Source organism: Vibrio casei (assembly GCF_002218025.2).
GTDB classification, from domain to species: Bacteria; Pseudomonadota; Gammaproteobacteria; order Enterobacterales; family Vibrionaceae; genus Vibrio; species Vibrio casei.
On record NZ_AP018681.1, the window covers coordinates 902,340 to 926,052 of the forward strand.

Annotated in this window: 20 protein-coding genes and 1 pseudogene; 7 read left to right on the forward strand and 14 right to left on the reverse strand. The window is 42.5% G+C overall.

Features of this window, described 5'->3' with window-relative positions; all coding sequences use genetic code 11:
• Window positions 1-89: 89 nt before the first annotated feature.
• Window positions 90-1,157 (forward strand): galactose-1-epimerase, encoded by a 1,068-nt coding sequence (gene galM / locus VCASEI_RS17060; RefSeq protein WP_374700984.1) that lies wholly within the window; start codon window positions 90-92, stop codon window positions 1,155-1,157.
• On the forward strand, window positions 1,157-1,711 hold the full coding sequence (locus VCASEI_RS17065; RefSeq protein WP_226983303.1) for a sugar O-acetyltransferase: 555 nt from the start codon (window positions 1,157-1,159) through the stop codon (window positions 1,709-1,711). Before galM ends, VCASEI_RS17065 begins: the two co-directional genes overlap by 1 nt.
• Window positions 1,712-1,768: 57 nt before the next feature.
• On the opposite strand, the gene VCASEI_RS17070 is transcribed toward VCASEI_RS17065, so the two are convergent.
• Entirely contained in the window at window positions 1,769-2,422 is a 654-nt protein-coding gene (locus VCASEI_RS17070) for a LysE family translocator (RefSeq protein ID WP_086958950.1), read from the reverse strand.
• Between the two features lie 621 nt (window positions 2,423-3,043).
• Here VCASEI_RS17070 and VCASEI_RS17075 point away from each other — a divergent pair.
• A complete protein-coding gene (locus VCASEI_RS17075; RefSeq protein WP_086960252.1) occupies window positions 3,044-5,707 on the forward strand; it encodes a beta-N-acetylhexosaminidase in 2,664 nt (887 codons plus the stop codon).
• Window positions 5,708-5,813: 106 nt separating this feature from the next.
• On the opposite strand, the gene VCASEI_RS17080 is transcribed toward VCASEI_RS17075, so the two are convergent.
• The 7 genes from VCASEI_RS17080 to VCASEI_RS17115 all read right to left on the reverse strand — a co-directional run bounded on the left by VCASEI_RS17080 (window position 5,814) and on the right by VCASEI_RS17115 (window position 13,197).
• Window positions 5,814-6,167 (reverse strand): MmcQ/YjbR family DNA-binding protein, encoded by a 354-nt coding sequence (locus VCASEI_RS17080; protein WP_086960251.1) that lies wholly within the window; start codon window positions 6,165-6,167, stop codon window positions 5,814-5,816.
• A gap of 51 nt (window positions 6,168-6,218) precedes the next feature.
• A complete protein-coding gene (gene araC / locus VCASEI_RS17085) occupies window positions 6,219-7,079 on the reverse strand; it encodes an arabinose operon transcriptional regulator AraC (protein WP_086960250.1) in 861 nt (286 codons plus the stop codon).
• Window positions 7,080-7,097: 18 nt separating this feature from the next.
• A complete protein-coding gene (locus VCASEI_RS17090) occupies window positions 7,098-7,922 on the reverse strand; it encodes a Cof-type HAD-IIB family hydrolase (protein WP_086960249.1) in 825 nt (274 codons plus the stop codon).
• Between the two features lie 100 nt (window positions 7,923-8,022).
• Window positions 8,023-8,970 (reverse strand): transaldolase, encoded by a 948-nt coding sequence (gene tal / locus VCASEI_RS17095; protein WP_089111179.1) that lies wholly within the window; start codon window positions 8,968-8,970, stop codon window positions 8,023-8,025.
• Between the two features lie 200 nt (window positions 8,971-9,170).
• The gene (araA, locus tag VCASEI_RS17105) at window positions 9,171-10,691 is read right to left on the reverse strand and encodes an L-arabinose isomerase (protein WP_089111181.1); all 1,521 of its coding nucleotides are present in this window, start codon (window positions 10,689-10,691) and stop codon (window positions 9,171-9,173) included.
• Between the two features lie 95 nt (window positions 10,692-10,786).
• A complete protein-coding gene (locus VCASEI_RS17110) occupies window positions 10,787-11,518 on the reverse strand; it encodes an L-ribulose-5-phosphate 4-epimerase (protein WP_441351674.1) in 732 nt (243 codons plus the stop codon).
• Between the two features lie 2 nt (window positions 11,519-11,520).
• Window positions 11,521-13,197 (reverse strand): ribulokinase, encoded by a 1,677-nt coding sequence (locus VCASEI_RS17115; protein WP_086960245.1) that lies wholly within the window; start codon window positions 13,195-13,197, stop codon window positions 11,521-11,523.
• Window positions 13,198-13,661: 464 nt separating this feature from the next.
• On the opposite strand from VCASEI_RS17115, the gene VCASEI_RS17120 reads away from it, so the two are divergent.
• From VCASEI_RS17120 to araH, 3 genes are read left to right on the forward strand one after another with little or no spacing between them, the layout of a single operon-like run.
• Complete coding sequence (locus tag VCASEI_RS17120; protein ID WP_089111182.1) at window positions 13,662-14,666, forward strand: arabinose ABC transporter substrate-binding protein; 1,005 nt, start codon at window positions 13,662-13,664, stop codon at window positions 14,664-14,666.
• Between the two features lie 53 nt (window positions 14,667-14,719).
• Window positions 14,720-16,264, forward strand: a complete 1,545-nt coding sequence (gene araG / locus VCASEI_RS17125) for an L-arabinose ABC transporter ATP-binding protein AraG (protein WP_086960243.1) — start codon at window positions 14,720-14,722, stop codon at window positions 16,262-16,264.
• 3 nt (window positions 16,265-16,267) lie between these two features.
• Window positions 16,268-17,251: an L-arabinose ABC transporter permease AraH gene (araH, locus tag VCASEI_RS17130; protein WP_086960242.1), complete on the forward strand. Its 984-nt coding sequence runs from the start codon at window positions 16,268-16,270 to the stop codon at window positions 17,249-17,251.
• 148 nt (window positions 17,252-17,399) lie between these two features.
• Here araH and VCASEI_RS17135 read toward each other — a convergent pair whose 3' ends face one another.
• Window positions 17,400-18,914 carry a Na+/H+ antiporter NhaC family protein gene (locus VCASEI_RS17135; RefSeq protein ID WP_089111183.1) on the reverse strand — a complete coding sequence of 505 codons (1,515 nt, stop codon included), beginning with the start codon at window positions 18,912-18,914 and terminating at the stop codon, window positions 17,400-17,402.
• 149 nt (window positions 18,915-19,063) lie between these two features.
• On the opposite strand from VCASEI_RS17135, the pseudogene dctM reads away from it, so the two are divergent.
• Window positions 19,064-19,394 (forward strand): annotated as a pseudogene (dctM, locus tag VCASEI_RS17140) (C4-dicarboxylate TRAP transporter large permease protein DctM); the annotation flags it as partial.
• A 314-nt stretch (window positions 19,395-19,708) separates the two neighbouring features.
• On the opposite strand, the gene VCASEI_RS17145 reads toward dctM, so the two are convergent.
• The 5 genes from VCASEI_RS17145 to VCASEI_RS17170 form a co-directional block, all read right to left on the reverse strand.
• On the reverse strand, window positions 19,709-20,392 hold the full coding sequence (locus VCASEI_RS17145) for a hypothetical protein (protein ID WP_086960241.1): 684 nt from the start codon (window positions 20,390-20,392) through the stop codon (window positions 19,709-19,711).
• A gap of 47 nt (window positions 20,393-20,439) precedes the next feature.
• Window positions 20,440-20,628, reverse strand: a complete 189-nt coding sequence (locus tag VCASEI_RS17150) for a hypothetical protein (RefSeq protein ID WP_086960240.1) — start codon at window positions 20,626-20,628, stop codon at window positions 20,440-20,442.
• Window positions 20,601-21,233, reverse strand: coding sequence for a hypothetical protein (locus VCASEI_RS17155; protein ID WP_086960239.1), 633 nt, complete (start codon window positions 21,231-21,233; stop codon window positions 20,601-20,603). The genes VCASEI_RS17150 and VCASEI_RS17155 overlap by 28 nt, the downstream gene beginning before the upstream one ends.
• A gap of 990 nt (window positions 21,234-22,223) precedes the next feature.
• Window positions 22,224-22,550 carry a GNAT family N-acetyltransferase gene (locus VCASEI_RS17165; protein WP_089111184.1) on the reverse strand — a complete coding sequence of 109 codons (327 nt, stop codon included), beginning with the start codon at window positions 22,548-22,550 and terminating at the stop codon, window positions 22,224-22,226.
• Window positions 22,540-23,690 (reverse strand): IS3 family transposase gene (locus VCASEI_RS17170; RefSeq protein ID WP_110957783.1). Its coding sequence is split into 2 segments (ribosomal slippage): window positions 22,540-23,447 and window positions 23,447-23,690, totalling 1,152 coding nucleotides; the frame shifts between segments, so codons are not numbered across the junction. Before VCASEI_RS17170 ends, VCASEI_RS17165 begins: the two co-directional genes overlap by 11 nt.
• Window positions 23,691-23,713 lie beyond the last annotated feature (23 nt).

Sequence of the window (23,713 nt, forward strand, 5' to 3'; positions counted from 1 at the left end):
ACAAGGTACTTGAGCGAACACATACTCAAGTACCTTTTCTCATTTAAAAAGGAGCCGTTATGCTCGCAACTCTTTCTTCTTCAGAAACATTGGTCTCTCCAGATTCATTAAAAGTGTCACTAGAAGCCGGTCTATTTACCGATGGAAACCCAGCTTGTGTTCACACCTTAAAAAACAAACAAGGCATGACGGTTAGCTTTATGGATATTGGTGCCACTTGGGTAAGTTGCCAAGTGCCAACATCAGAAGGCAAACGTGAAGTACTGCTCGGTATGAAAAAGCTCGAAGACTACCAATCTCATTCTGCTTTCTTAGGCGCGACAATTGGCCGTTTTGCTAACCGTATCGCGAAAGGGAAATTCAGCCTTAACGGGCAAGATTACCGCATCACAATCAATAACAACGACAACAGCCTACACGGTGGTATCGATGGATTTGATAAACGACGTTGGTCAGTTAAAGAACACAGTGAATCCCACATTACCTACAACCTGACTTCACCTGATGGCGACCAAGGTTTTCCAGGTAGTCTAACCGTTGAAGTGGCCTACACACTGACTGAAAATAATCAGCTCTGCATTGAATATTCAGCATTGTGCGATCAAGATTGCCCTATCAACTTGACCAATCATGCTTACTTTAATTTAGACGGTGCCGAATCAGGTAACACCATTCTCGGCCATGAACTCATGCTATTGGCCAACGAATATCTACCGACTGATGAGCAACTTATTCCGACCGGCGAACTGCGCCCAGTGGATGGCACCAGCTTTGATTTTAAAACCACTCGACCAATTCGCGATCGCCTGCTAGAAGATGACGACCAAAAAACCGCTAAAGGTTATGATCACGCCTTAACTTTACCGAGTGAACTGACCGATGGCATCAGTCCTATCGCGCAACTGACGAGTTCCGATAAGCTAGTTACTATGTCGGTATTTACCGATAAGCCTGCGATCCAATTCTATAGTGGTAACTTCTTAGGTGGCACGCCCTCTCGTCAAGGTGAGTATAACGACTATCAAGGCATCGCACTTGAAACTCAATTCTTACCCGATTGCCCAAACCACCCAGAGTGGCCTGCAGAAAATAAAGGTTTTATTGCGAAAAAAACCTTCTACCAATACCAAACCAGCTACCAATTTGAGGCGCAATAATGACAACCGCCTTAGAGAAAATGCGGGCCGGCGAGCGCTATGATATTAATGACGCGGATTTAATTGAAATGCGCGATACCACCCGCGATTTGACTGCAATCTATAATCAAACGCCTCGCCGTGAACGGGGCAAGCAACGTGAATTAATTGAGAAGATTTTTGCTAAAGTCGGCGACAATGTACACATTGAAAAAGCGATGAACATTGATTACGGCATCAATACCTATATAGGCAACCATGTCTTTATTAATTTCAACTTCACCCTCCTTGACTGCGCCCCCGTCACTATTGGTAATAACGTATTCATCGGCCCTAATGTACAAATCTATACTGCACATCACCCACTTGATAGTGAAACACGCAATCAACACACTGGCTTTGCCGAACCCATCACTATAAGTAACAACGTATGGATTGGTGGGGGCAGTATCATTCTACCAGGCGCAACCATTGGCGATGGTGCCGTTATTGGCGCAGGAAGCGTGGTGACTAAGGATATTCCAGAAAATGCCATTGCTTTTGGAAATCCGTGTAAGGTTCGAAAGAAAATTTGATACCATAAAAAATCAGCGAATATAAATACACATGACTATTCGCCGATGTTCTTCTTTTTATCGCGTTATAGCCGATTTTACGATAGTAATGCCAATTAAACCTAAGATAGCACCTGTAACTTTATCAATATAATAAGCCATTTTCGTAAAGCGGCAGCGCACCTTTTCGGTGGAAAGAAGATAAATAATGGCCACATCCCAAAGAAAAACCACCATCGTCATCCAAGCCCCTAATCCGGCCTTAAAAGCCAAACTAACATCGCTGGTTAAGACAACCGTGAACAGACTTAAATAAAATAATAAATTCTTAGGATTGAGTATTCCTGACATAAAGCCGGTTACAAACTCTGCCCAAAAAGAATGTTGCTTATTCAATTGGCTCGTCGAATCGACAATATCTAAATTTGTATAAGCCATTCTGCGAGCTTTCAAAGCTTGAAAGGCAAGATAAATTAAAAAGAGACCACCAATGATTTTTAATGTGATCATCACCGGAACCGAAGCCGCTAAAATGGACCCAACACCAACTAAACACAAACCAATATACACAGAGTTAGCAAATGCAATCCCGGCTGCAACCCCTACCGCATTCTTACTTTTATTTCGTATTGCACTTTTAACCACCAGAACAAAATCTGGGCCAGGGCTAAGCAACGCAAGAAAATGGGCAATAGCAACCGTAAGAAAAACACTCATTAAACCTGTATCCATATTGCTTTCTCTCCTAACATATAAAGGTTGTATAAAAAATCAACGCAGGTTCAGTATGCCATTTTTCTTTAGTAAAGGAAGTTATCCCCCCTCATTAATCCGAATACCAATAACATACAGGAGAAATGAATGGCATTATTTTCAAGAAAAGAGACTGGTCTTTGCAATAAGAGTGATAGACAACAAATAAAAAAGAATACTCAACGCTCTAATGATGGTTCATAGTCAAAAATTAAAACAGAATTTTATGACATTAAATCTCATAAATTATGATTAATTTATTAAAATTAACACCAATTATTAGTCATTAACCATGAAATAAACATAAATAAAAAATAAAAAACTCTTTTTTTTACTAAAAAAATTATCATCATTTATAGTAATTAAAAATATAAACCGATTAATAAATTTGAAATAAATTCATATTAATGAACGAGTCATACGTTCAAATAGCAATACCCCCTTTCTAATTATGTGAGACAGTTCTTATTAATTTAATTTACACTGAAAATTATTAAAATAATTGTGATTTTGCACATGAATTCAAAATTACTTAATTTTTGATCATAAAAAACTTAGGTATGGTGTTTATAGATTAATTGCCTAAGACGGGATATTACTATGTTTAAAAAGACAATTTTAGCAACCGTTATACTCAGTGGTTTAGCGGCTTGTTCAATGGATAGCTCATCTTCTCAAGCTGAACAATCACAAGCGATGGTTAACCAACTCGCCAATAATTTAGACATTCATTATACCATTGTGACCAATCAAGGTGCTGATGATGGACTGAAGTGTAAAGAGTTGCAGGCCGAGTGGGCTTCTTGTAACAAAGTCAATATGACGCTTAGAAACACTGGTGAAGCCATTGACAACAAAGATTGGACCATTTACTTCCACAGTATTCGTCTGATTCTTGATGTTGAAAATGACCAATTTAAAGTCACTCGTATAACGGGTGATTTACACAAGCTAGAACCAACGGATAAGTTTGATGGCTTCGATAAAAACGAAGAAGTTATTATTCCGATGATTGCAGAATATTGGCAGTTATTTGAAACCGATTTCATGCCACGCGCTTTCGTCACCGCGCCCGGCGTACAAGCCCGCAATATTATCTCTTTAGACACCGAAGATACGGGCGAATATGTTGACGCAATTACAGGTGTACAACTCAAAAGAACCCTAGCGGATAATAATATTGTCGCGACAGCATATTCTCGTTTTGATAAAAATGCTGACGTAGTTAACCTTGATGCCTCTTCACACATTATTCCAACCCCTTCTAAAACAACGTTGACGCATAAGAAAGCAAATTTAAGCAAAGGTATTATCATTACATCAAAAGGGGTTGATGCGGAACAAATTAACGCATTAAACCAACGTGCATCACTACTTGGTTTATCAACATCAGGTCAATACCCAATATCACTTGAAGTGAACAAAAATCAATTTAAAGGTATGGTTTCTGGCGCTTACAAATTGACGATAAAAGAAGATAAAGCAACGATTGTTGCTTCAGATGAAGCTGGCGCATTTTATGGGGCTCAATCTCTATTTTCTTTAGTTAATATGGATAAAACCAGTATCCCTACCTTAGAAGTAGAAGATGCACCTCGTTTCCAATATCGCGGTGTCATGGTCGATGTTGCACGTAATTTCCATTCTAAATCTGCCATTATTGCCACAATTGACCAAATGGCGGCTTATAAGCTAAATAAATTGCACCTTCATTTAACCGATGATGAAGGTTGGCGTTTACAGATCCCAGGTTTACCAGAGTTAACTGACATTGGCGGACAACGTTGCTTCGATGAATCAGAAACCTCATGTTTACTGCCACAACTTGGTTCAGGAGCTAATTCAGATAACTTTGGCTCGGGGTTCTTTACTACCGATGATTACATTGAAATATTAAAATACGCCAAAAACCGCAATATTGAAGTCATCCCAGAAATCGATATGCCTGCTCACTCTCGTGCCGCGGTCATGTCCATGGAAGCTCGTTATAAACGCCTTGCCGATGAAGGTAAAATGGATGAAGCCAACCAATACCGTTTGATGGATCCAAAAGATGAATCCAATGTGACAACGGTTCAGTTCTATAATAAACAAAGCTTCATTAACCCTTGTTTAGAGTCCTCAACCGCGTTTGTTGATAAAGTCATTACCGAAGTGGACGCTATGCACAAAAAAGCAGGTGTACCACTCAACACTTGGCATTTCGGTGGTGATGAAGCGAAAAACATAAAGCTTCACGCTGGCTTTCAAGATATTAATGATAAAGAAAAAATCGCATGGAAAGGTGATTTAGATTTGTCTAAACAAGATATGCCTTTTGCAAAATCCCCTCAATGCCAGGCATTAGTATCGAGTGGCCAAGTGGCTGACTTTGAACATTTGCCAAGTTATTTTGCTGAAGAAGTTGCCGATATTGTGACGAAGCATGGCATTAAAAACTACCAAGCATGGCAAGACGGCTTAAAGCACTCTGAAGGTTCATCATCGTTTTCAACCGACGCGGTTCAAGTTAACTTCTGGGATACCCTTTACTGGGGCGGTGGCGCCTCCGCTTATGAGTGGGCAGATAAAGGCTATGACATGGTCATTTCTAACCCCGATTACGTCTACATGGATTTCCCGTACGAAGTTGATCCGAAAGAACGTGGCTATTACTGGGCTACACGTGCCAGCGATACGCGTAAAATGTTTGGTTTTGCACCAGAAAATTTACCTCAAAATGCTGAAACTTCCGTCGATCGTGACGGTAATGGATTTGAAAGTACCGGCACCGTCACACCGAAAAAGCCATTCTATGGCCTATCTGCTCAGTTATGGAGTGAAACAGTTCGCACCGATGAGCAATATGAGTATATGGTATTCCCTCGCGTTATCGCCGTGGCTGAACGAGCATGGAGCAAAGCTTCTTGGGAAAATGACTACAAAGTGGGTGTAAAGTATTCACAAGACACCACACTCGTGAATAAGAAAGCACGATTAGCTGATTGGACGTTGTTTGCCAATGCCATGGGACAACGTGAATTAGCCAAAGTAGAAAAAGCGGGAATCCAGTACCGTTTGCCTATCCCTGGTGCAAAAGTGGTTAATGGCAAGTTGAATATGAATGTGTCATTCCCTGGCGTCACGTTGCAATATTCTACCGACGATGGCAAAACATGGTTAAGCTATAACAACGCCAACCAACCCACCGTAGATGGAGAAGTGCAAATACGCTCTATATCTTCTAGTGGTAAGCGTTCAAGCCGTGTAACGATTATTCGTTAGTTAGATAATTCGAAAAAAGAACATCAAAGCCTAAATAGCCTTATTTAGGCTTTTTTACATCATATTTTGTATCCCTACATAACATCAAGATACCGATTTAATATCATCATTCGAGTTCTTTACGTTTTGCCTTACTTAACCCACTAACAACCAAAGTATACGACTCGTTTAAATAATACTTTAACTCTTCATCTAATGTGCCGGAGGTGTCGACTTGTTGAATCCACTTCATACCGCGGCTAGCAAAATAAGGCGCTGGAATGTATCCCGGCTCTTCACGCAAAAAGTCAAAATTGAGTGGAGAAGCTTTAAACGTAAAAGCTGGCTTTCCTTGTTTGTTCGTAAATCCTACTGCAAATACTTTTCCACCGATCTTCCATACATGTGAGTTGCCCCACTGCATCACATAAGTGCTCGCGGGCAATGCATCACAAAATTGGTTAAATTCATCATGCGTCATTTTAATGATAGCTCCGAATTCTGCATCTTGATGTCACTTGAGTATAGAAGGCTACATCACTTTCTCACGATATAACTTTGGGCTAAGACCGGCTTTATTTTTAAATACCCGTGAAAAATACAGCGGATCAGAATAGCCAATTAAGCGGGAGATTTGATTGATCGAGTAGTTCGATGTCACCAATAACTGCTTGGCGCGGCTAATACGTTGGTCATCTCGCCATTGAGTAATCGTCATACCAATCTCATCTCGGAACAAATGTCCCAGTCGTGATGGTGACAAGCAAATTAACTCTGCGAGCTGCTCGTTTGTGAAGTCTTCATTTAAATGCTTTGCCATATAATTGACGACTTCCGTCACTCGTGGATCGATTCTTTTTTTAATGAGATTTGGCTGGTTCATTTTGCAACGGATCAAGATCTGTTCAAGTAAGTTCAGACTCAACTCATCGTTATAAGGTTCTTCTCGTTGACTAAGTTCTTCAATTTGCAAGAACAACTGGTTGAGCTTTTCTTGATCATCAATTTGAACGCCCTTGGTAATAAAAACACCATTAGTGCACTCTTCCCATTTTAAGCGATTATTCCAGTAAGCACGTGGGCGAAAATAGATCCAGCGGTGGTGCCATTCTTCAGTTTGCTCAGAACGGTGATAAAAGTGAGGCACTCCAGTAGGGAAAAGCAATAAATCCCCTTCTTTAACCTCAAAAGCTTCCTTCCCTTGAAAGACTGTACCTTGGCCTTTGACCGTTAAGTTTAAAATATACCCTTTCATGCCATTAGGACGATCTATAACAAAGTCGAGATCGCCTCCTTGAGTGATAGGGGTTAATCCTGCCACTAAATGCGCATTAAAATCATATCCCGGCTTCAATGGATCATTTTGCATCGTGTCGTCCGTGTCTTTGGTCATTGACCATCGCGATTAAATTTAAAGAGGAAAGTACTGGTGTAATAATTGTGATAAACCCTCGCCATGGTTGTCCGTTGAACAAATAATGTTGGCGTGCTGCTTTACCTCTTGATGTGCATGGTGCATCGCAATACCGCACCCTGCTGACTGCAACATTGATATATCATTATAATTATCTCCTGCTGCGACCACTTGTTGTGCATTAACTTTTACTATCTGAAGATAATGAGACAATGCGTTTCCTTTGCTGTGTCCTTTCATTGCCAGATCGATTCTATTCGGTCCCGACATCGAACCAGAAAAATATTGTTGAATAAACGGCAATTGTAAAAAAGCCGTAAAACGCTCTTCTTCACCTTGCACCACAAACTTCCAAATATATTCCGTTTGTTTCAACTCTTGTTCAAAGCTACTGACTTGATAAATATTCGGTCTGTTCTTCACTGGGTAACTTTGCGCCCAAGCGTACAACGGAAGCATATAGCTTATGGGATCTTTTTGGCTAAAAGCCATACCGTCTGCGGTATACATAACCAATTGAAGCTTAAAACTGTGAGCAAGATTCAAAAACTGCTGAGCAAAATCATGGGGAATCGGCATGCTACTTTGAGGTTGTTGGGACGAATAGTCATAACGATAGACGCCGTTACAACAAATAATTGGCGTAGTTAATTCAAGCTCATCATAATAAGGTTTCGCCGCAGTATGATGACGGCCTGTCACGATCATAACTGGGTAGTCGTGTTTAATTTTCTGCACATACGATTTTACCGCAGGGTTTAGCGTATGGTCATTTTGTAACGTAGTGCCATCAAGATCTAATGCCAAAAATTGGTACGTCATAGACTTCCTTTTATACAACAAAGCCAGCAACTCTGTACTGGCTTAATAACGTTTTATACCTAAGTAACTTAAGGGTGCAGAATTTATAGCTTATCTGCAACTACAGTTTTTCTGCAATCATCGCTTCGAGTTTACCTTGATCGACAGCAAAATTGCGAATGCCTTCTGCCAGTTTCTCGACCGCCATTGGATCTTGGTTGTGCTCCCATAGGAATTCCGCTTCAGTCAGTGGCTGTGGCGCTGGCTTTGTTTCAGATCCTGCTACCAATTTAGCGCTGATTTCACCTTCCGCTTGCTCAAGCTCTTGCAGTAGTTGTGGGCTAATAGTTAAGCGATCACAGCCAGCTAGCTCTAGAATCTCCCCTACGTTGCGGAAACTTGCGCCCATGACAACCGTTGGGTAAGCATGAGTTTTATAGTATTGGTAAATTTTCTGTACTGATAATACGCCCGGATCTTCAGCAGCAGAGAACTCTTTGCCTTCTTTGGCTTTATACCAATCCATGATTCGACCCACGAATGGCGAAATCAAGTAAACGCCCGCTTCCGCACAAGCACGCGCTTGAGCAAAGGAAAACAACAGCGTCAGGTTACATTGAATGCCTTCTTTTTCCAGTTGCTCCGCGGCGCGAATGCCTTGCCACGTAGAAGCTAACTTAATCAAAATACGATCATTGCTCACGCCTGCATCGTTATACAGTTTGATCAGTTTACGTGCTTTTTTAATGCTGCCTTCGGTATCATAAGAAAGACACGCATCCACTTCTGTTGAAATACGGCCCGGCACGACTTTTAAGATTTCTTTACCAATATTGACTGCCAGCATATCGCACGTATCTTCGATCTGCGTTTTCTTATCTTGACTCTGACTTTTCGCATATTCAATGGCTTGTTCTATCAATGGTTGGTAGTCGGAAAGTTGTGCCGCTTTTAAAATTAGCGATGGATTGGTGGTCGCATCTTGTGGTTGATATTGCGTTATCGCCTGAATATCACCGGTATCGGCCACCACAGTGGTGAATTGGCGTAGTTGTTGTAATTGATTCATCTCGATCCCTAAAATATAAAAATAAGCTATACACAAAGTAATTGGAGCTGCAGTGAGGCGACAAGTGAATGAGGCCCCATGAGCATAGCTCGTCTATGTGATTGGGGCGAATGAACGCCGTCAACAAAGCTGCTGCTTCAAGTACGAAGAGTATATGAAAATAAAAAAGCGCCCACTTTTAAGGTGGGCGCTGAAGTTAATTAGATGCCGTTGCTTAGACGGTAGAACATGCTGTTGTGCTTAAGCGTCGTTTTAAAGTCGCGAATCGTTGTGTTGCTATCAATCACAACAAGCTCGATACCAGCAAACTCAGCAAAATCTTCTAGCATATCTAGCGTTACGTTTTGTGTGTAAACGCTGTGGTGTGCGCCACCCGCATGGATCCAAGCGGCCGCAGATACTTCAAGATTCGGTTTTGGCTCCCAAAGTGCGTGTGCAACTGGAAGGTGCGGTAGATCCGATGGCGGGTTAACCGTGACGATTTCGTTAACAAGCATGCGGTAACGGTTACCTAGGTCAATCAGTGTTACGACTAATGCAGGGCCGGCTTTCGCACTAAAGATTGCGCGTGCAACATCATCAGTTTTACCAATGGTGTGACGGTGGATTTGTACTGATGGCTTTTCAGCTGCGATAGTTGGACATACTTCTAGCATGTGCGCGCCCAATACTTGGCCTTCACCGGTTAGGTTGTAAGTGTAGTCTTCCATGAAAGACGTACCGCCCGGCAGACCTTGGCCCATTGCTTTAATGATTCGAACCATAGCGGATGTTTTCCAGTCACCCTCACCGCCGTAGCCGTAACCTTTTTCCATCAAGCGTTGAGTCGCTAGACCAGGAAGGTTAGTTAAGCCAGTTAGGTTTTCAAAGGTGTTTACAAATGCCATGCAGCCGCGGTCTTGCAGGAATGTCTCCATACCAAGCTCTAAACGCGCTTCGTTTTTCAATACTTCAAGTTGTTCTGCATTTTCAAAAATTTCAGAGGCGATGCTGTAAGTAGAGCGATATTCTTCAAGCAATGCAGTGATCGCACTGTCTTCTACTGCATTAACCACTTCTGTTAGTTCACCCAAACCATAAGCGTGAACTTCAAAACCAAACTCAATTTGTGAGCTTACTTTGTTGCCTTCAGTTACCGCAACTTGACGCATATTGTCACCGAAGCGTGCAACACGTAGCGTATTGCTTTCATTCCAACCAATTGCCGCACGACACCAGTGATCAAGCTGCTTACGTACCGATTCTTTCTGCCAGTGACCCACGATAACGCGGCGATCCAAACCTAGACGAGTACCGATGAAACCAAATTCACGGTCACCGTGAGCACTTTGGTTTAAGTTCATGTACGCCATATCAATGCTTTCCCACGGTAGGGCTTCGCTAAATTGAGTATGTAGGTGAACGAATGGTTTATTCAGTTGTTTTAGGCCTGCAATCCACATTTTTGCAGGTGAGAAAGTGTGCATCCATAACACCACACCAAGACAGTTTTCGTCGTTGTTGGCTTCTTGGCACACTTTCAAAATTTCTTCTGGTGACTTAACCGTATCTTTGCACTCGATAGAAACACAAATATCATCACCTTGATTAAAGCCAGCAACGATTTCTTGGCTGTTGGCGGCGACTTGCTCAAGTACTTTTGGTCCATATAAATGCTGTGAACCTGTGATAAACCATACTGCCTTTTTTACTAATGAAGAGCTTGCGTTTGAAGTTGTCATAATTGCCTCTATGTTTGTCCTGTTTCGTTCCATTCAATGACTTTTCGTTAAGTACTACTCTTGAATGAAACGATGAATATAAATAAATGGGTATACTATTTTTGTCCGTAGTAAGCGTCTTTACCGTGCTTACGTAGATAATGCTTGTCCAACAGCGTCTGCGGAATTGGCAACGTACTTGGGTTAATCGTAATCGTGCGATACGCCATTTTTGCCACTTCTTCTACTACCACTGCGTTGTGGACTGCATTGTTAGGATCTTTACCCCACGTAAATGGCGCGTGTTCGCGAACTAAAATGCCGGGAATCGCCATCGGGTCAGTTTCACCGATCGTTTCTATGATCACCTTGCCGGTATTGAGTTCATAATCGTGTTTAATTTCTTGTTCAGTCAAAGCGCGAGCGCACGGAATATTGCCGTAGAAATAATCAGCATGCGTGGTGCCAAAGGCTGGAATTGCCGCTCCAGCTTGCGCCCATGATGTGGCGTAAGAAGAATGGGTATGCACGATGCCACCCATGTCTTTAAACGCTCGGTATAGCGCTAAGTGAGTCGCGGTATCAGAAGACGGTTTTAAGTCGCCTTGTACGATGTTGCCATCTAAATCTACCAACACCATGTTCTCAGGGCTTAAATCTTCATAAACGACACCGCTTGGTTTGATCGCCACTAAACCCGTCTCGCGATCGATGCCTGATACATTGCCCCATGTGAATGTCACTAGGTTGTGCACCTGCAAATCCATGTTGGCACGCCACACTTGCTCTCTGAGCTCTGGTAATAGCAACTCTGCTGCAGACTTTTCTGTTGATAAAAAATCAGCCACGATTACGCTCCTTTTTGATCTTCGATAAAGGTTTCAATATGTTGACCAAGCTGTGAGTAGGCTTGATAGCGACCTTGATAAAAATCGCTAGAGCGTTTCACTGGGGTATAAATATGACGAATTGGGCTTGCCATCGCCGCTTGTGCATCACTTACACTCGTATGAGCATCTGCGGCAACCGCAGCAAAGATAGCCGCACCCAGTGCGCAACATTGGTCAGATTCCACCACCGCAATATCGCGACCCATCACATCGGCACAGGTTTGCATCACTAATGGAGATTTCTGTGCAATCCCCCCGATAGCCAATACGCGGTTTACATCCACACCTTGTGAGGTCATGCAATCCATAATGGCGCGTGCACCGTGAGCAGTTGACTCTACTAAGCTGTAGAATACATCCGGCGCAGTACTACCAAGGTTCAAGCCGCTAATCACACCTTTTAAGCGTTGGTTCGCCACAGGCGTTCTACGGCCGTTATGCCAATCCATACTCAGTGGTGAGATCTCGGTTTGAGGTTGTTCAATAGCCGCATCTGCCAGCATAGGAATTATGATGTCATCAATGTTATCCTGTAGGTGTTGATCTTCAGGATGGCTTTTAACCCATTGCTGAATCGGCCACATCAGTAGGCGTTTGTACCATGCGTAAATATCACCAAAAGCAGATTGGCCCGCTTCTAACGCCACCAAATTTGGCAATGCACTGCCTTTTACTTGACCACAAATGCCTTCAATGGTTTTGCCTGCCACATCTTCTGGTTTCACCATTAAAATGTCACAGGTTGAAGTACCAATCACTTTCACTAGGTCATGCTCGCCAGCACCAGCACCGACTGCGCCCATGTGACAATCAAACTCACCAATCGCAACCGCAATACCTTCCGGTAAACCAAAACGTTCCGCCCATTCAGCGCTTAATAAGCCCGCTTGTTGATCTGAGGTATACACTTCGGTGAACATACGATCACGAATGCCATCTAAAGTAGGAGAAATCGCAGAAAGGAAATCTTGTGCAGGAAGGCCGTTCCAATCATCATGCCAAAGCGCTTTATGGCCTGCAGCACAAATACCACGACGGAATTTATTTGGCGCTTGGTTGCCCGAGATTAACGCCGGGATCCAATCACACAGTTCAACCCAAGTATGTGCATGCTCCGCCACTTTCGCGTCTTGCTCACTTACCCAAGCCGCTTTTGCCCAGAACCACTCTGAAGAATAAATACCACCAACATAGCGAGTGTAATCAGGGAAATCGCCACCGTGAGCCAGTTGGTTAATCAGCTCAGCTTTTTGAATTGAAGTGTGGTCTTTCCACAAAATGAACATCGCATTTGGATTGTGTTCAAACTCAGGTAGTAAGGCTAAAACGTTGCCATCTTTATCGACAGGCGCAGGCGTTGAGCCAGTGGTGTCAACACCAATGCCGACGACACTTTGTTTAATATCATCAGACACTTGTTCTAGCGTTTGTTGTACGGCTGCGGTCATTGCATCAATGTAATCTTGAGGATGATGACGGAACTGAGAAACCGCAGGTTGGCAATATTGGCCTTCCATCCAACGAGGATAATATTGAACACCACACGCCACTTCTTGACCGGTTTTGGTATTCACTAATAAAGCACGAACAGAGTCAGAGCCAAAATCTAAACCAATTGTAAATTTTTCAACACTCATAATGAGTCCACCAAAGTAAATGAATCGAATCATCCAACGTGTTGTTCTAAGTTCTCGCGCTGGATATAAGCTATGTATTCATTTAATAGGATGGAACTCAAACACGCCATTAATCTAGGCGCTAAAAACATAGACGATTTCGCTAAACACTCAGGACTGATGCATACATCACTAATATATAAATCACCTCATGGATCAAATGGCTAAATACATGGATATTTAGGTTAACAATCGAGATTAATCGTTTAAATCACATCAAAAATAAGAAAATAGTCTAGCAGCACCATCATGGGATTTTATTTACACTAATAAAGAATAGCTAAATGCATGGACAATATTGCTACTTATTTTCTACGTGACTCACTTCACCCTATTCCTCATTCATCCTGTCTATTATTCCTGCGCTGTACCTACGCTTACCCATATAAATGAATAACTAAAAGAATCATGGATGGAGAATCACAATGAAACTCAAAAAAATACTTTCCACTTGCTTGCTTGCGGGCGCATCTCTATTAAGCGTTCATGCCAACGCCTTCTGGGGAAGTGATGACGATGAAACGCTAAAACTTGGCTATTTAGTAAAACAACCTGAAGAACCTTGGTTTCAAACCGAGTGGGCTTTTGCTGATAAAGCGGCTAAGCAATATAACTTTGAATTAATCAAAATGGCGGTACCTGATGGTGAAAAAACGCTCAATGCCATTGATACCCTCGCCGCCAGTGGTGCAAAGGGATTCGTTATCTGCACACCCGATCCAAAACTGGGTTCTGCGATCATGGCGAAGGCCAAAAGCTACGATTTAAAAGTCATTACTGTTGATGATCAATTCTTAACGGCTAAAGGCCAGCCAATGACGGAAGTACCATTGGTTATGATGGCGGCTTCCCAAATTGGTCAACGTCAAGGACACGAGCTGTATAAAGAAATGCAAAAACGTGGCTGGGATGTCGCATCTACTGCAGTAATGGCGATTACCGCTGATGAACTGGATACAGCTCGTCGTCGTGTACACGGTGCCATGGATGCATTAAAAACTGACGGTTTCCCTGCTGCTCAAATTTACACCGTTCCAACGAAAAGCAACGATATTCCAGGTGCTCTCGATGCCGCAAACTCTCTTTTAGTGCAGTACCCAGACATTAAGCAATGGCTGGTTGTGGATATGAACGACAACACAGTATTAGGTGGCGTACGCGCAACTGAAGGTCAAGGGTTTAGCGCTGCTAACGTTATCGGTATTGGTATTAATGGTGTCGATGCAGTCAACGAATTGGCTAAGAGCAAAGCCACTGGATTCTATGGGTCGTTATTACCAAGTCCAGATGTGCATGGTTTTAAATCCACCGAAATGCTTTACAACTGGGTGAGCAAAGATGTCGAACCAGAAAAATTTGTGGAGGTTACTGACGCGGTACTGATCACACGTGACAACTTCAAGCAAGAGCTTGAGAAAAAAGGTCTGTAGTCAATCAATACAAGGCTTAGCGTGATGCGTTAAGCCTTGATGAGAGGTCATTTATGTCATCCCCAAATTTATCTTCATCTCCCCAATACTATGTCGAGTTTAATAACATCTGTCAGTACTTCCCTGGAGTCAAGGCGCTTGATGGTATGAGCTTTGGTGTCAAGGAAGGTAGCGTACACGCCCTAATGGGGGAAAACGGTGCGGGAAAATCTACCTTACTAAAAATATTAAGTGGCATTAACCATCCTACCAAGGGTGAGTTGATCATTAATGGCGACGTGATGTCGTTTAATACTGAAACCGATTCACTCAACCATGGAATTGCCATTATTTATCAAGAACTCAACCTTATCCCGGAGCTGAGTGTGGCAGAAAATATATTCCTTGGTCAGCTGCCGACTAAGGCTGGTTGCGTCGATTACCCTAAACTCAATCAAATGGCTCAGGTGCAGTTAGAGCGTTTAGGTGAGTTTATCGACCCAGCCTCACAGGTTAAAAGCCTGTCGATTGGTCAGTGGCAAATGGTGGAAATAGCCAAGGCCTTAAGTCGCGATGCCAAAATCATCGCCTTTGACGAGCCCACCAGTAGTTTGTCACAACGTGAAATTGCCAACCTATTTAAGGTGATTGAAGAGCTGCGCGATCAAGGCAAAGTGATTTTCTATGTATCACATCGAATGGAAGAAATTTTCCGCATCTCTGATGCCTTGACCATTTTTAAAGATGGCACCCATGTCGAAACCTTTTACGATCTCAGTCAGCTCACTAATGACCGTTTAGTCAGCCTAATGGTGGGACGGGAATTAAAAGATATTTACAACTATCGCAAGCGTGAATTTGGTATTGAAGGCCTCGCGGTACGCAACATGTATGGGCCCGGCGTAAAAGAGCCGATCTCATTTAACATTCAACAGGGCGAAATTTTAGGCTTGTTTGGTTTAGTCGGCTCAGGCCGCACCGAACTTACCCGGCTGCTATTTGGCGCCGAGCTACGCCAAAGCGGTGAAATAGACATTGATACCTTTTCGGTCAAAGTGAGCTCGCCAATTGATGCGATTAATGCAGGGATCACTTACTGCCCAGAGGATCGCAAACTCAGTGGCATCCTGCCAATTTTATCGGTCAAAGAAAACATGAACGTCACTGCGCGTCGCTCTAACCTGCACTTTGGCAGCTTAATTGATGAAAAATGGGAACACAAAAACGCCGACGATAAAGTGCGTGATCTCAAAGTAAAAACCCCTAACCTTGAACAGCGTATTGGTAATCTATCCGGTGGTAACCAACAAAAAATCATCTTAGGTCGCTGGCTTTCTACTCACATGAAAGTATTGATTTTAGATGAACCAACTCGGGGGATTGATGTGGGGGCAAAATCGGAGATTTATGATCTGATTTTTACTTTGGCAGAATCTGGCGTCACCATTTTAATGATTTCAAGCGACTTGCCTGAGGTCTTAGGAGTGGCGGATAGACTGATTGTCATGAAGGACGGGAAAATCAACGGTGAGTTAACTCGCCCACACTTTAATGAAGAAGCAGCGCTCAACCTTGCCATGCTTGATCAACACGAATCAAACTTAGTTCATGAGGGATAAAACATGACAACATTAAATCCAACCTCAACCAACAACGAGAGTAAAAAAACCTCTCGCTTTAAGATCAACAATTTCTGGGATCGATTCGGCATGCTCACTGTGTTTGCTGGCTTGTTCCTAATCTGCGCCATTTTTGTCCCTAACTTTGCCTCCATGATTAATATGCGTGGCTTAGGTTTGGCCATTTCAATGAGCGGCATGATCGCCTGTGCTATGCTATTTTGTTTAGCCTGTGGCGATCTTGACCTTTCGGTGGCCTCCATTGTCGCTTGTTCTGGTGTGGTGACCGCGGTTGCGATTAATGCCACAGAAAGCGTAACCCTTGGTATTGGCGCAGGCTTATTGTCTGGTGTCGCGTTTGGTTTATTCAATGGCTTTATTATTGCGAAATTGAAGGTCAACGCATTAATCACCACCTTGGCGACCATGCAAATAGCTCGGGGGTTAGGCTATATCATTTCCGATGGTAAAGCGGTGGGTATCACTGAAGAAGGATTTTTTAGCTTAGGTAACGCTTCATTTTTAGGTTTACCACTACCAGTGTGGCTAACCGTGGCGACCTTCGCGGTATTCAGCTTCTTACTCAACAAAACCGTCTATGGTCGTAACACACTTGCCATTGGCGGTAACGAAGAAGCTGCACGTTTAGCGGGCGTCAATGTCACCAAAACCAAACTCATTATCTTCACTGTGTCGGGCTTAATTAGCGCACTTGCCGGTGTTATCCTAGCGGCGCGTATGACCAGTGGTCAGCCAATGACATCCGTCGGCTTTGAATTAACCGTTATCTCTGCCTGTGTATTAGGCGGTGTATCATTGAAAGGAGGTATCGGTAAGATTTCTTATGTTATCGCAGGGGTATTGATCCTAGGAACCGTAGAAAATGCCATGAACTTATTGAACATTTCGCCCTTTGCTCAATACGTAGTACGTGGCAGCATCTTGCTTGCGGCCGTTATTTTTGACCGCTATAAACAAGCGAAATAGCACAGTGGCAATCAATAATAAGTTTGACGCTGAATATTTATAGGAATTAATGTTTCTATGTTTGCCCCAGAATGAACGGTCTTCTGGGGCTTTTTTATTTATTCTGAAAAACGATACTCTGAATAAAAACATTTCGATCAAAAAGAAGTTAAGCCATCTGCTTTTGTGCCTGCTCAGATCGAGAGGCCGCCACTTTAGATAACACAACCACCGCAAAGATTTGCACACACAGAGCACCGAACACAACGAACATACTGTCTACAAAACCAGCTATAAGAAAACTCAATAACGCAATGCTGCCATTTAGAACCGCATAAGGAAACTGAGTTCTAAAATGCTGGAACTGATCACAACCAGCCCCTGTTGAGGACAAAATGGTCGTTTCTGAAATTGGTGAACAGTGATCACCAAACAAACCACCAGAAAGCACCGCACCAATACACACATACAATGGTGCATCAATAGCAAATACCGTTGGTATAACAAGTGGCATCATAATCGCAAACGTACCCCATGAAGACCCTGTTGCAAACGAAATAATCGCCGCTAATAAGAAAGCTACGGCAGGTAATAACCAATAAGGGAAACCTGTTTGTGCCAGTTCAGCAATATAACTTGCCGTACCAAGCTCTTTACTAATACCACTTAATGCCCAGGCTAAAATTAAAATGATTGCTACTTGAATCATTTTACCCATACCTTGTAAATAAACTTGAATCCCTTCACTTAAACTTCTTACATTATACCAAGCCATTAAAGAAATAAGGGATACCGCAGCACTAAAATAGGCAGTACTTAACGCGGCTCGAAATACCGATCCAGACACTTTTTCAAATGGAAAACCAAGAGGAACTAACATATACGCCAATACAGCCGCCATCACCAAAAGTGGCACACCGATAAAAGAGGATTTTGCATTAGGGTGGGTAAATGCACTGACAGTATTCACATCATGATCAACTACCGACTTACCCGTTTTCGCCAGTTGTTCAGCCTTCGCCATCGGCCCAAAGTCTAATTGAGTTAACGCCAATAAAGGAACTAAACCAACTGCTAAAATAGCGTAAAATTGATAGGGAATAGCAGAAATAAAGGCATCCCAATCAGAGATATCGCTATTTGCTGCGGTGAGTTCTTTTTGAATTAGCCCCATGATGTACACCCCCCAACCAATAAAAGGGATCAAAATAGCCACTGGCGATGAGGTCGAATCAATAATGAAGGCCAGTTTTTCTCTTGAAAGTTTTAATTTATCAAATAAAGGACGAAATACCGGGCCAACAATTAACGGCGTTCCAAGATCGGAAAAGAAGATCGTAATGCCACCGAGCCAAGCTGAAATTTGCCCTCGAGTTTTATTACTGATCCAATGCGTCACTTTCGTGGCAAAAGCTTGCCCCCCACCCGATTGCTCCATCAAGGCAACAAAGCCACCAATGAAGACTAACAATACCAATACTCCAGCGTTATAACTGTCGGTAAGTTGTGTGGCTAAATGGTCTTTCACTAACAGTCCAAAGCTGGAAAAAATATCCCACCCCGACAGCATAATCACACCGGAAAACACGCCAAAAAATAACCCTAAAACGACATTCTTTGTGGCAAGCGATAACACCAAGGTGACAATAATGGGTAACAGTACAACAGCACTCTGTTGATCCATGTGATTTCCTTATTTACATTAAAATTATTGTGCATATATATTCACAATAATCACATCTAAATGCAACCATTAATCCACAGTTCGTTCGAGTAAATACATTAGATATGAAAGATAATGCTTAGTCTACGCTGCTGCCACCGAAAGCTCGGTTGGTAAACATCACTCTATTATTAGCGGGTAACTTTATGGAGCCGTCGGAAATTATTTTGATCCTCGCGCCTATCTTGTTCCCTATTGCAATTGAACTTGGCATCGACCCAATTCACTTCGGCATCATCATGGTAGTGAACATGGAAATCGGCTTAATCACGCCCCGTCGGTTTGAGCTTATTTGTCACTTCGGCCGTCACCGGAATGCCACTCAGCGCCACCATCCGAGCCGCCCTACCGTGGCTGATGATCTTGTTGGTGTTCTTGATGATTATTACCTATATACCAGCAGTGTCGTTGTGGCTGCCGAATGCGTTGGGGATGCCTTAGGGGATCGGTTAAGAGAATAAAAAAACGTGCCAGTGGGTGGCACGTTTTTGGACAAAACCAACTTAGTCGCATTCGTCTCTTCAATAATGTTGGAATTAGTTTTGATATGGCAAATCGCCTTTATATCGTGCCTCTTAATTTATTGGCTCGATTCACCTGATACTGTACGCGTTCTATACATCAAAAAAACACGTAGCCAATAGGATTACAATCTTTATTATTGATCACATAAAACGTCATGCGTATTTTGACCAATAATCTAGGTTAGAAATCGACAAGGAAATTTACATTACTACTCCGGACCATTTTTAGAATCAGTTCGAGTACAACCCATACATCGTTAGACAACCTACCATACCATTTATTGTCATGGTCGTGGTGGCACACAAAGATACGGTTCTGTTGAGAGAACAGCGCTGTAACTTAACGGCTATCTGAAAAGGGGCAATAAGCACTCCTAGCAGCACCTGTACCACAAAAATCTGTATCAGTGGATCAAACAAATCCAGAGACAACCTTTGAGTTTGAGCGACAGAGAGCATGATTTCCCAAATCGTTTCTAGCATATTCAGTTTGAATGCCAGCAAGACACCGACAAGCAGCGCTACAGTAGCGATCTTAGGAAAGCGGCGCGCAGCAGGAATAAGACGGCACGACGTCGAGACTGTCAGCAAACTCACAAGCACCACTACCGACACCTGTGCAACCATCGCCAATGCCTCTAGGGCATGGTTATCGATCGTCAAATGAATACCAGTAGTTGCGTGTAAGCCAACCCCCAAGCCAGAGCCAATGGTCAGCACATGGATCGAGTTAAACCTTGTCCATTTAGAGGAAAGAATATAGTAGCAGAGGTACAGGGGGGTGCCGAGGCTAAGTTGAGTTAAAAAAAAGTCTGCATATCGACTTTCGCGTAAAACAAGAACCAAATAACCAAAAGAGACCAACAATAGTATAACGTAAAGAATTTCCCATCGGTATTCCTTTACTCTATTCATTGCAGGTCTCCTCAAATTAAACGATCGATTTAGCAGTCAAAACTGACTTACATCGCATTAAGTTCAGCGATAGCTTCATCGACTTTTAACGTCATGGCACTGACATCCTCAATAGGCACTAAAAAGCCACTTAGAGCTTTAACCCATTGACTGAAGTCCGCCAGATAGTTTTGCGCGACGCTAAAGTCGCCATTGACGACATGAACATCTATAATATCGATACGATACAACAACATAGATTTAACCGAGTCATAGATATTTGCAGTTTGAACGATCGATCTAACTCTGCCAGCAAAGAGTCAATATTAACAGGACTTTCTTCTACCACTAACGCACATTCAGACTCAACTTGGTAGTCTGCGCCAGAAACGTAAAGGTTATAACACTTCGCTTCTAACACTCGAGCAACATTGAAACTCACGGCTGCAAGTTGTCCATCAAATTCGCCCAACACCCCAGGAATGCGTAGACCCGACTCATCACCAAACTCAACCGATTCGCTGCCCGTCCAACTTACATTGAGCAGTTTCACGTTGACAGTCTGATATTTGTTATTGGCTGTTACCACATTAGGGGTAACGGATGAGATCACCGGCGTCAAAGCAGCAGTAAGTGCTTCATTTAATGCCTCAGCGAAACGAGTACTGTCACCACGTTTGATCTCCGGTACATAATAGAAACTGCCATTCACGTCTTTGGTAAACTCTTCGTATACCCTATAGTTATTGAGCCCCACATAAGGATTATCAATGATCTCAATGGTATACTCTGTTGGTACCGATAAACGTTCATGGTTAGCCTTAATGTTGTTTAAACTCAACCGAGTAAACAACAGATGCATATTACATATAATGGAATTATATGGATATGCAGCACATATCGAACTTTCTTTTTATACTTACATTTGTTGCACAGTAAGCTCGCCATAAACCTCACGTTCAAATCAGCACGTTAGCTGCTTAAGATCGTATCCTTTAACGTCAGGAAGTACAAAAGGAAACAGCTCATTAAGATGAGCAAGTCCAATGTGCTGTCATTCCTACGAAATATGCGCGACCTCATAAGACGCACTCAACGGTTCCGGTAGCTGCTCTCAGAATGAGATTTCCCATAGTTGTTTTAAAAAGGCTGAAACGTATGTCGTGATTAGGTAGTTCCAAATCGCTAAAGTACCAATCAAAAGTCATGAGTCAAGTGAATCCATTCAATCCTTTTTGGGAAGGTTTCCTTAATGTGCGTAAGGTGAAAAACACAGACCGTAACTAGTGGTTTGCCCATAAACTTTCATTATGAGTGCCTGTCGCTGATAAGATTAATCATTACTTGGATGTTAGCTAGTACCAAATAACGACTAAATAGTAGCTGAAAATTATAGCTGTCCTATAGGCAACTGAACAGTTACCAAAGTCATTGAATAATCATAGTGACTCAGCAGAGTATCCACTTATGTAGCCACGTTAAACGTATTAGAAAAGCATGTTGAAGCCTTGAACGTTTTACTAGTTTAATTGTACATGCATACCTGTTTTATACCTTTCAACATTTGCTCAACCAATGAATCATTTTCTTTCCAAATATTATTTAATTTTTCTCTAAAACTCACTCAATACTCCTTTTGATAAAATGCCCACTCTCAGTGAAAAAATTTAGGTATAACGCTTAAATTATTGGCGCACCAAATTAAGCGCCAAACCTATAACCAAAAATGCCAAGCCCTAAACTATTCTGATCTAATCGTTCTGGACAATTTTGAGTTACCGATTTTACTAATTTAGTAAATTACGGATTAAGCAAAGTATGTTGATACTTTGATCGTTTATTAGGAACAATTTCACAGATACTTTTTGTAATAACCGGCTTTTGACACATAACCAATATGCTCATAAAAACCTTTAGCACCAGCTGTTGCCAACGAGACCAATACACAATTATGTTCTTTGGCCTGCTGTTCAAACCTAGCCATCAACTTACCACCGATACTACTGCCACGATGCTTTTCAGTAACTAAAACCTCGTCAACCCAGGCCACACTACCCGATGCATAAAAGGCTTCATGCACATAACCTGAAATATACCCAATTAACTGGTCATCTGATTCTGCCACTATAATGACAGACTGATCTGCTCCAGCCAGACTGGACACTTCATTAAGCGACATTTTGCTGTTCAAAGTTAACAGGGCTTAGATACCCAAGAGCACTGTGCCTTCTTGTCCGATTATAATCAACCTCTATGTACTCGAAGATCGTTTGACGCATCTGGTCTCTCGTCATAATCGGCTCATATTGGATCGCTTCAACTTTCATCGAATGGAAGAAGCTCTCAACACAAGCATTGTCCCAGCAGTTTCCTTTCCTACTCATACTTTGCTTTAGATTATAAACAGTTATGAGGTCTCGATAATCTTTTGAGCAGTACTGACTACCTCGATCACTATGAACGATAACCTGCTCAGGAAATTCGCGACGGAACAAAGCCATTGATAGAGCATCACAGACCAGCGTAGCCGTCATTCTGGTATCCATAGACCATCCGATTACTTGTCTTGAGTAAAGGTCAATAATTACTGCCAAGTACAACCAGCCTTCGCTTGTCGCAACATAGGTGATGTCTCCCGCCCATTTTTCATTCGGAGCCGCTGCGTTAAAGTTCTGAGCCAGCAAGTTTGGAGCAACTGGCATTTGATGCTTGCTGTCTGTCGTGCACTTAAATTTACGTGCCGCTTTCGGCGTTAAATCTTGACGCTTCATACTGGCCGCAATGGTTTTCACATTGTGGTTATCACCGCTCTCAGACAGTTCTTTTTGGATTCGCCTTGAGCCATCTCGGCCTTTGCTGTTATCAAAAGCTTCTTTGACCTTTGTATCAAGCTCTTGGCGAACTGCCTCGCGTTGGCTAGCCTTATGGCGATGTTTAACCCAGTAATAAAACCCACTTCGGGATACCCCGAATACCTTAGCCATACGTACAATATTGAAGTACATCAGGTGTTCGAGCATAAATTCGTAGCAATTTACTTTAGATTTTTCGCGAAGTAGGTGGCGGCCTTTTTTACAATTTCTAGCTCTTCTGCTTGCTCAGCCAACTGCCTTTTGAGCTTGGCAACCTCTGCGGCTAGCTCTTGTTCTCGCTGACTAGTATTGGTGTCTTTCTTCGAGTTCTTCCGCCACCCGTAGATTTGAGATTCATGTAAAGAAAGCTGCCTTGCAGCCGCAGCTACTCCCACTCTCTCTGCTAGTTTTAGGGCTTCTGCTTTAAATTCAGGGGAATGTTTAATTCTAGTTTTCTTAGTTGTCATTGTTCACCTCGTTAGTGATTGTA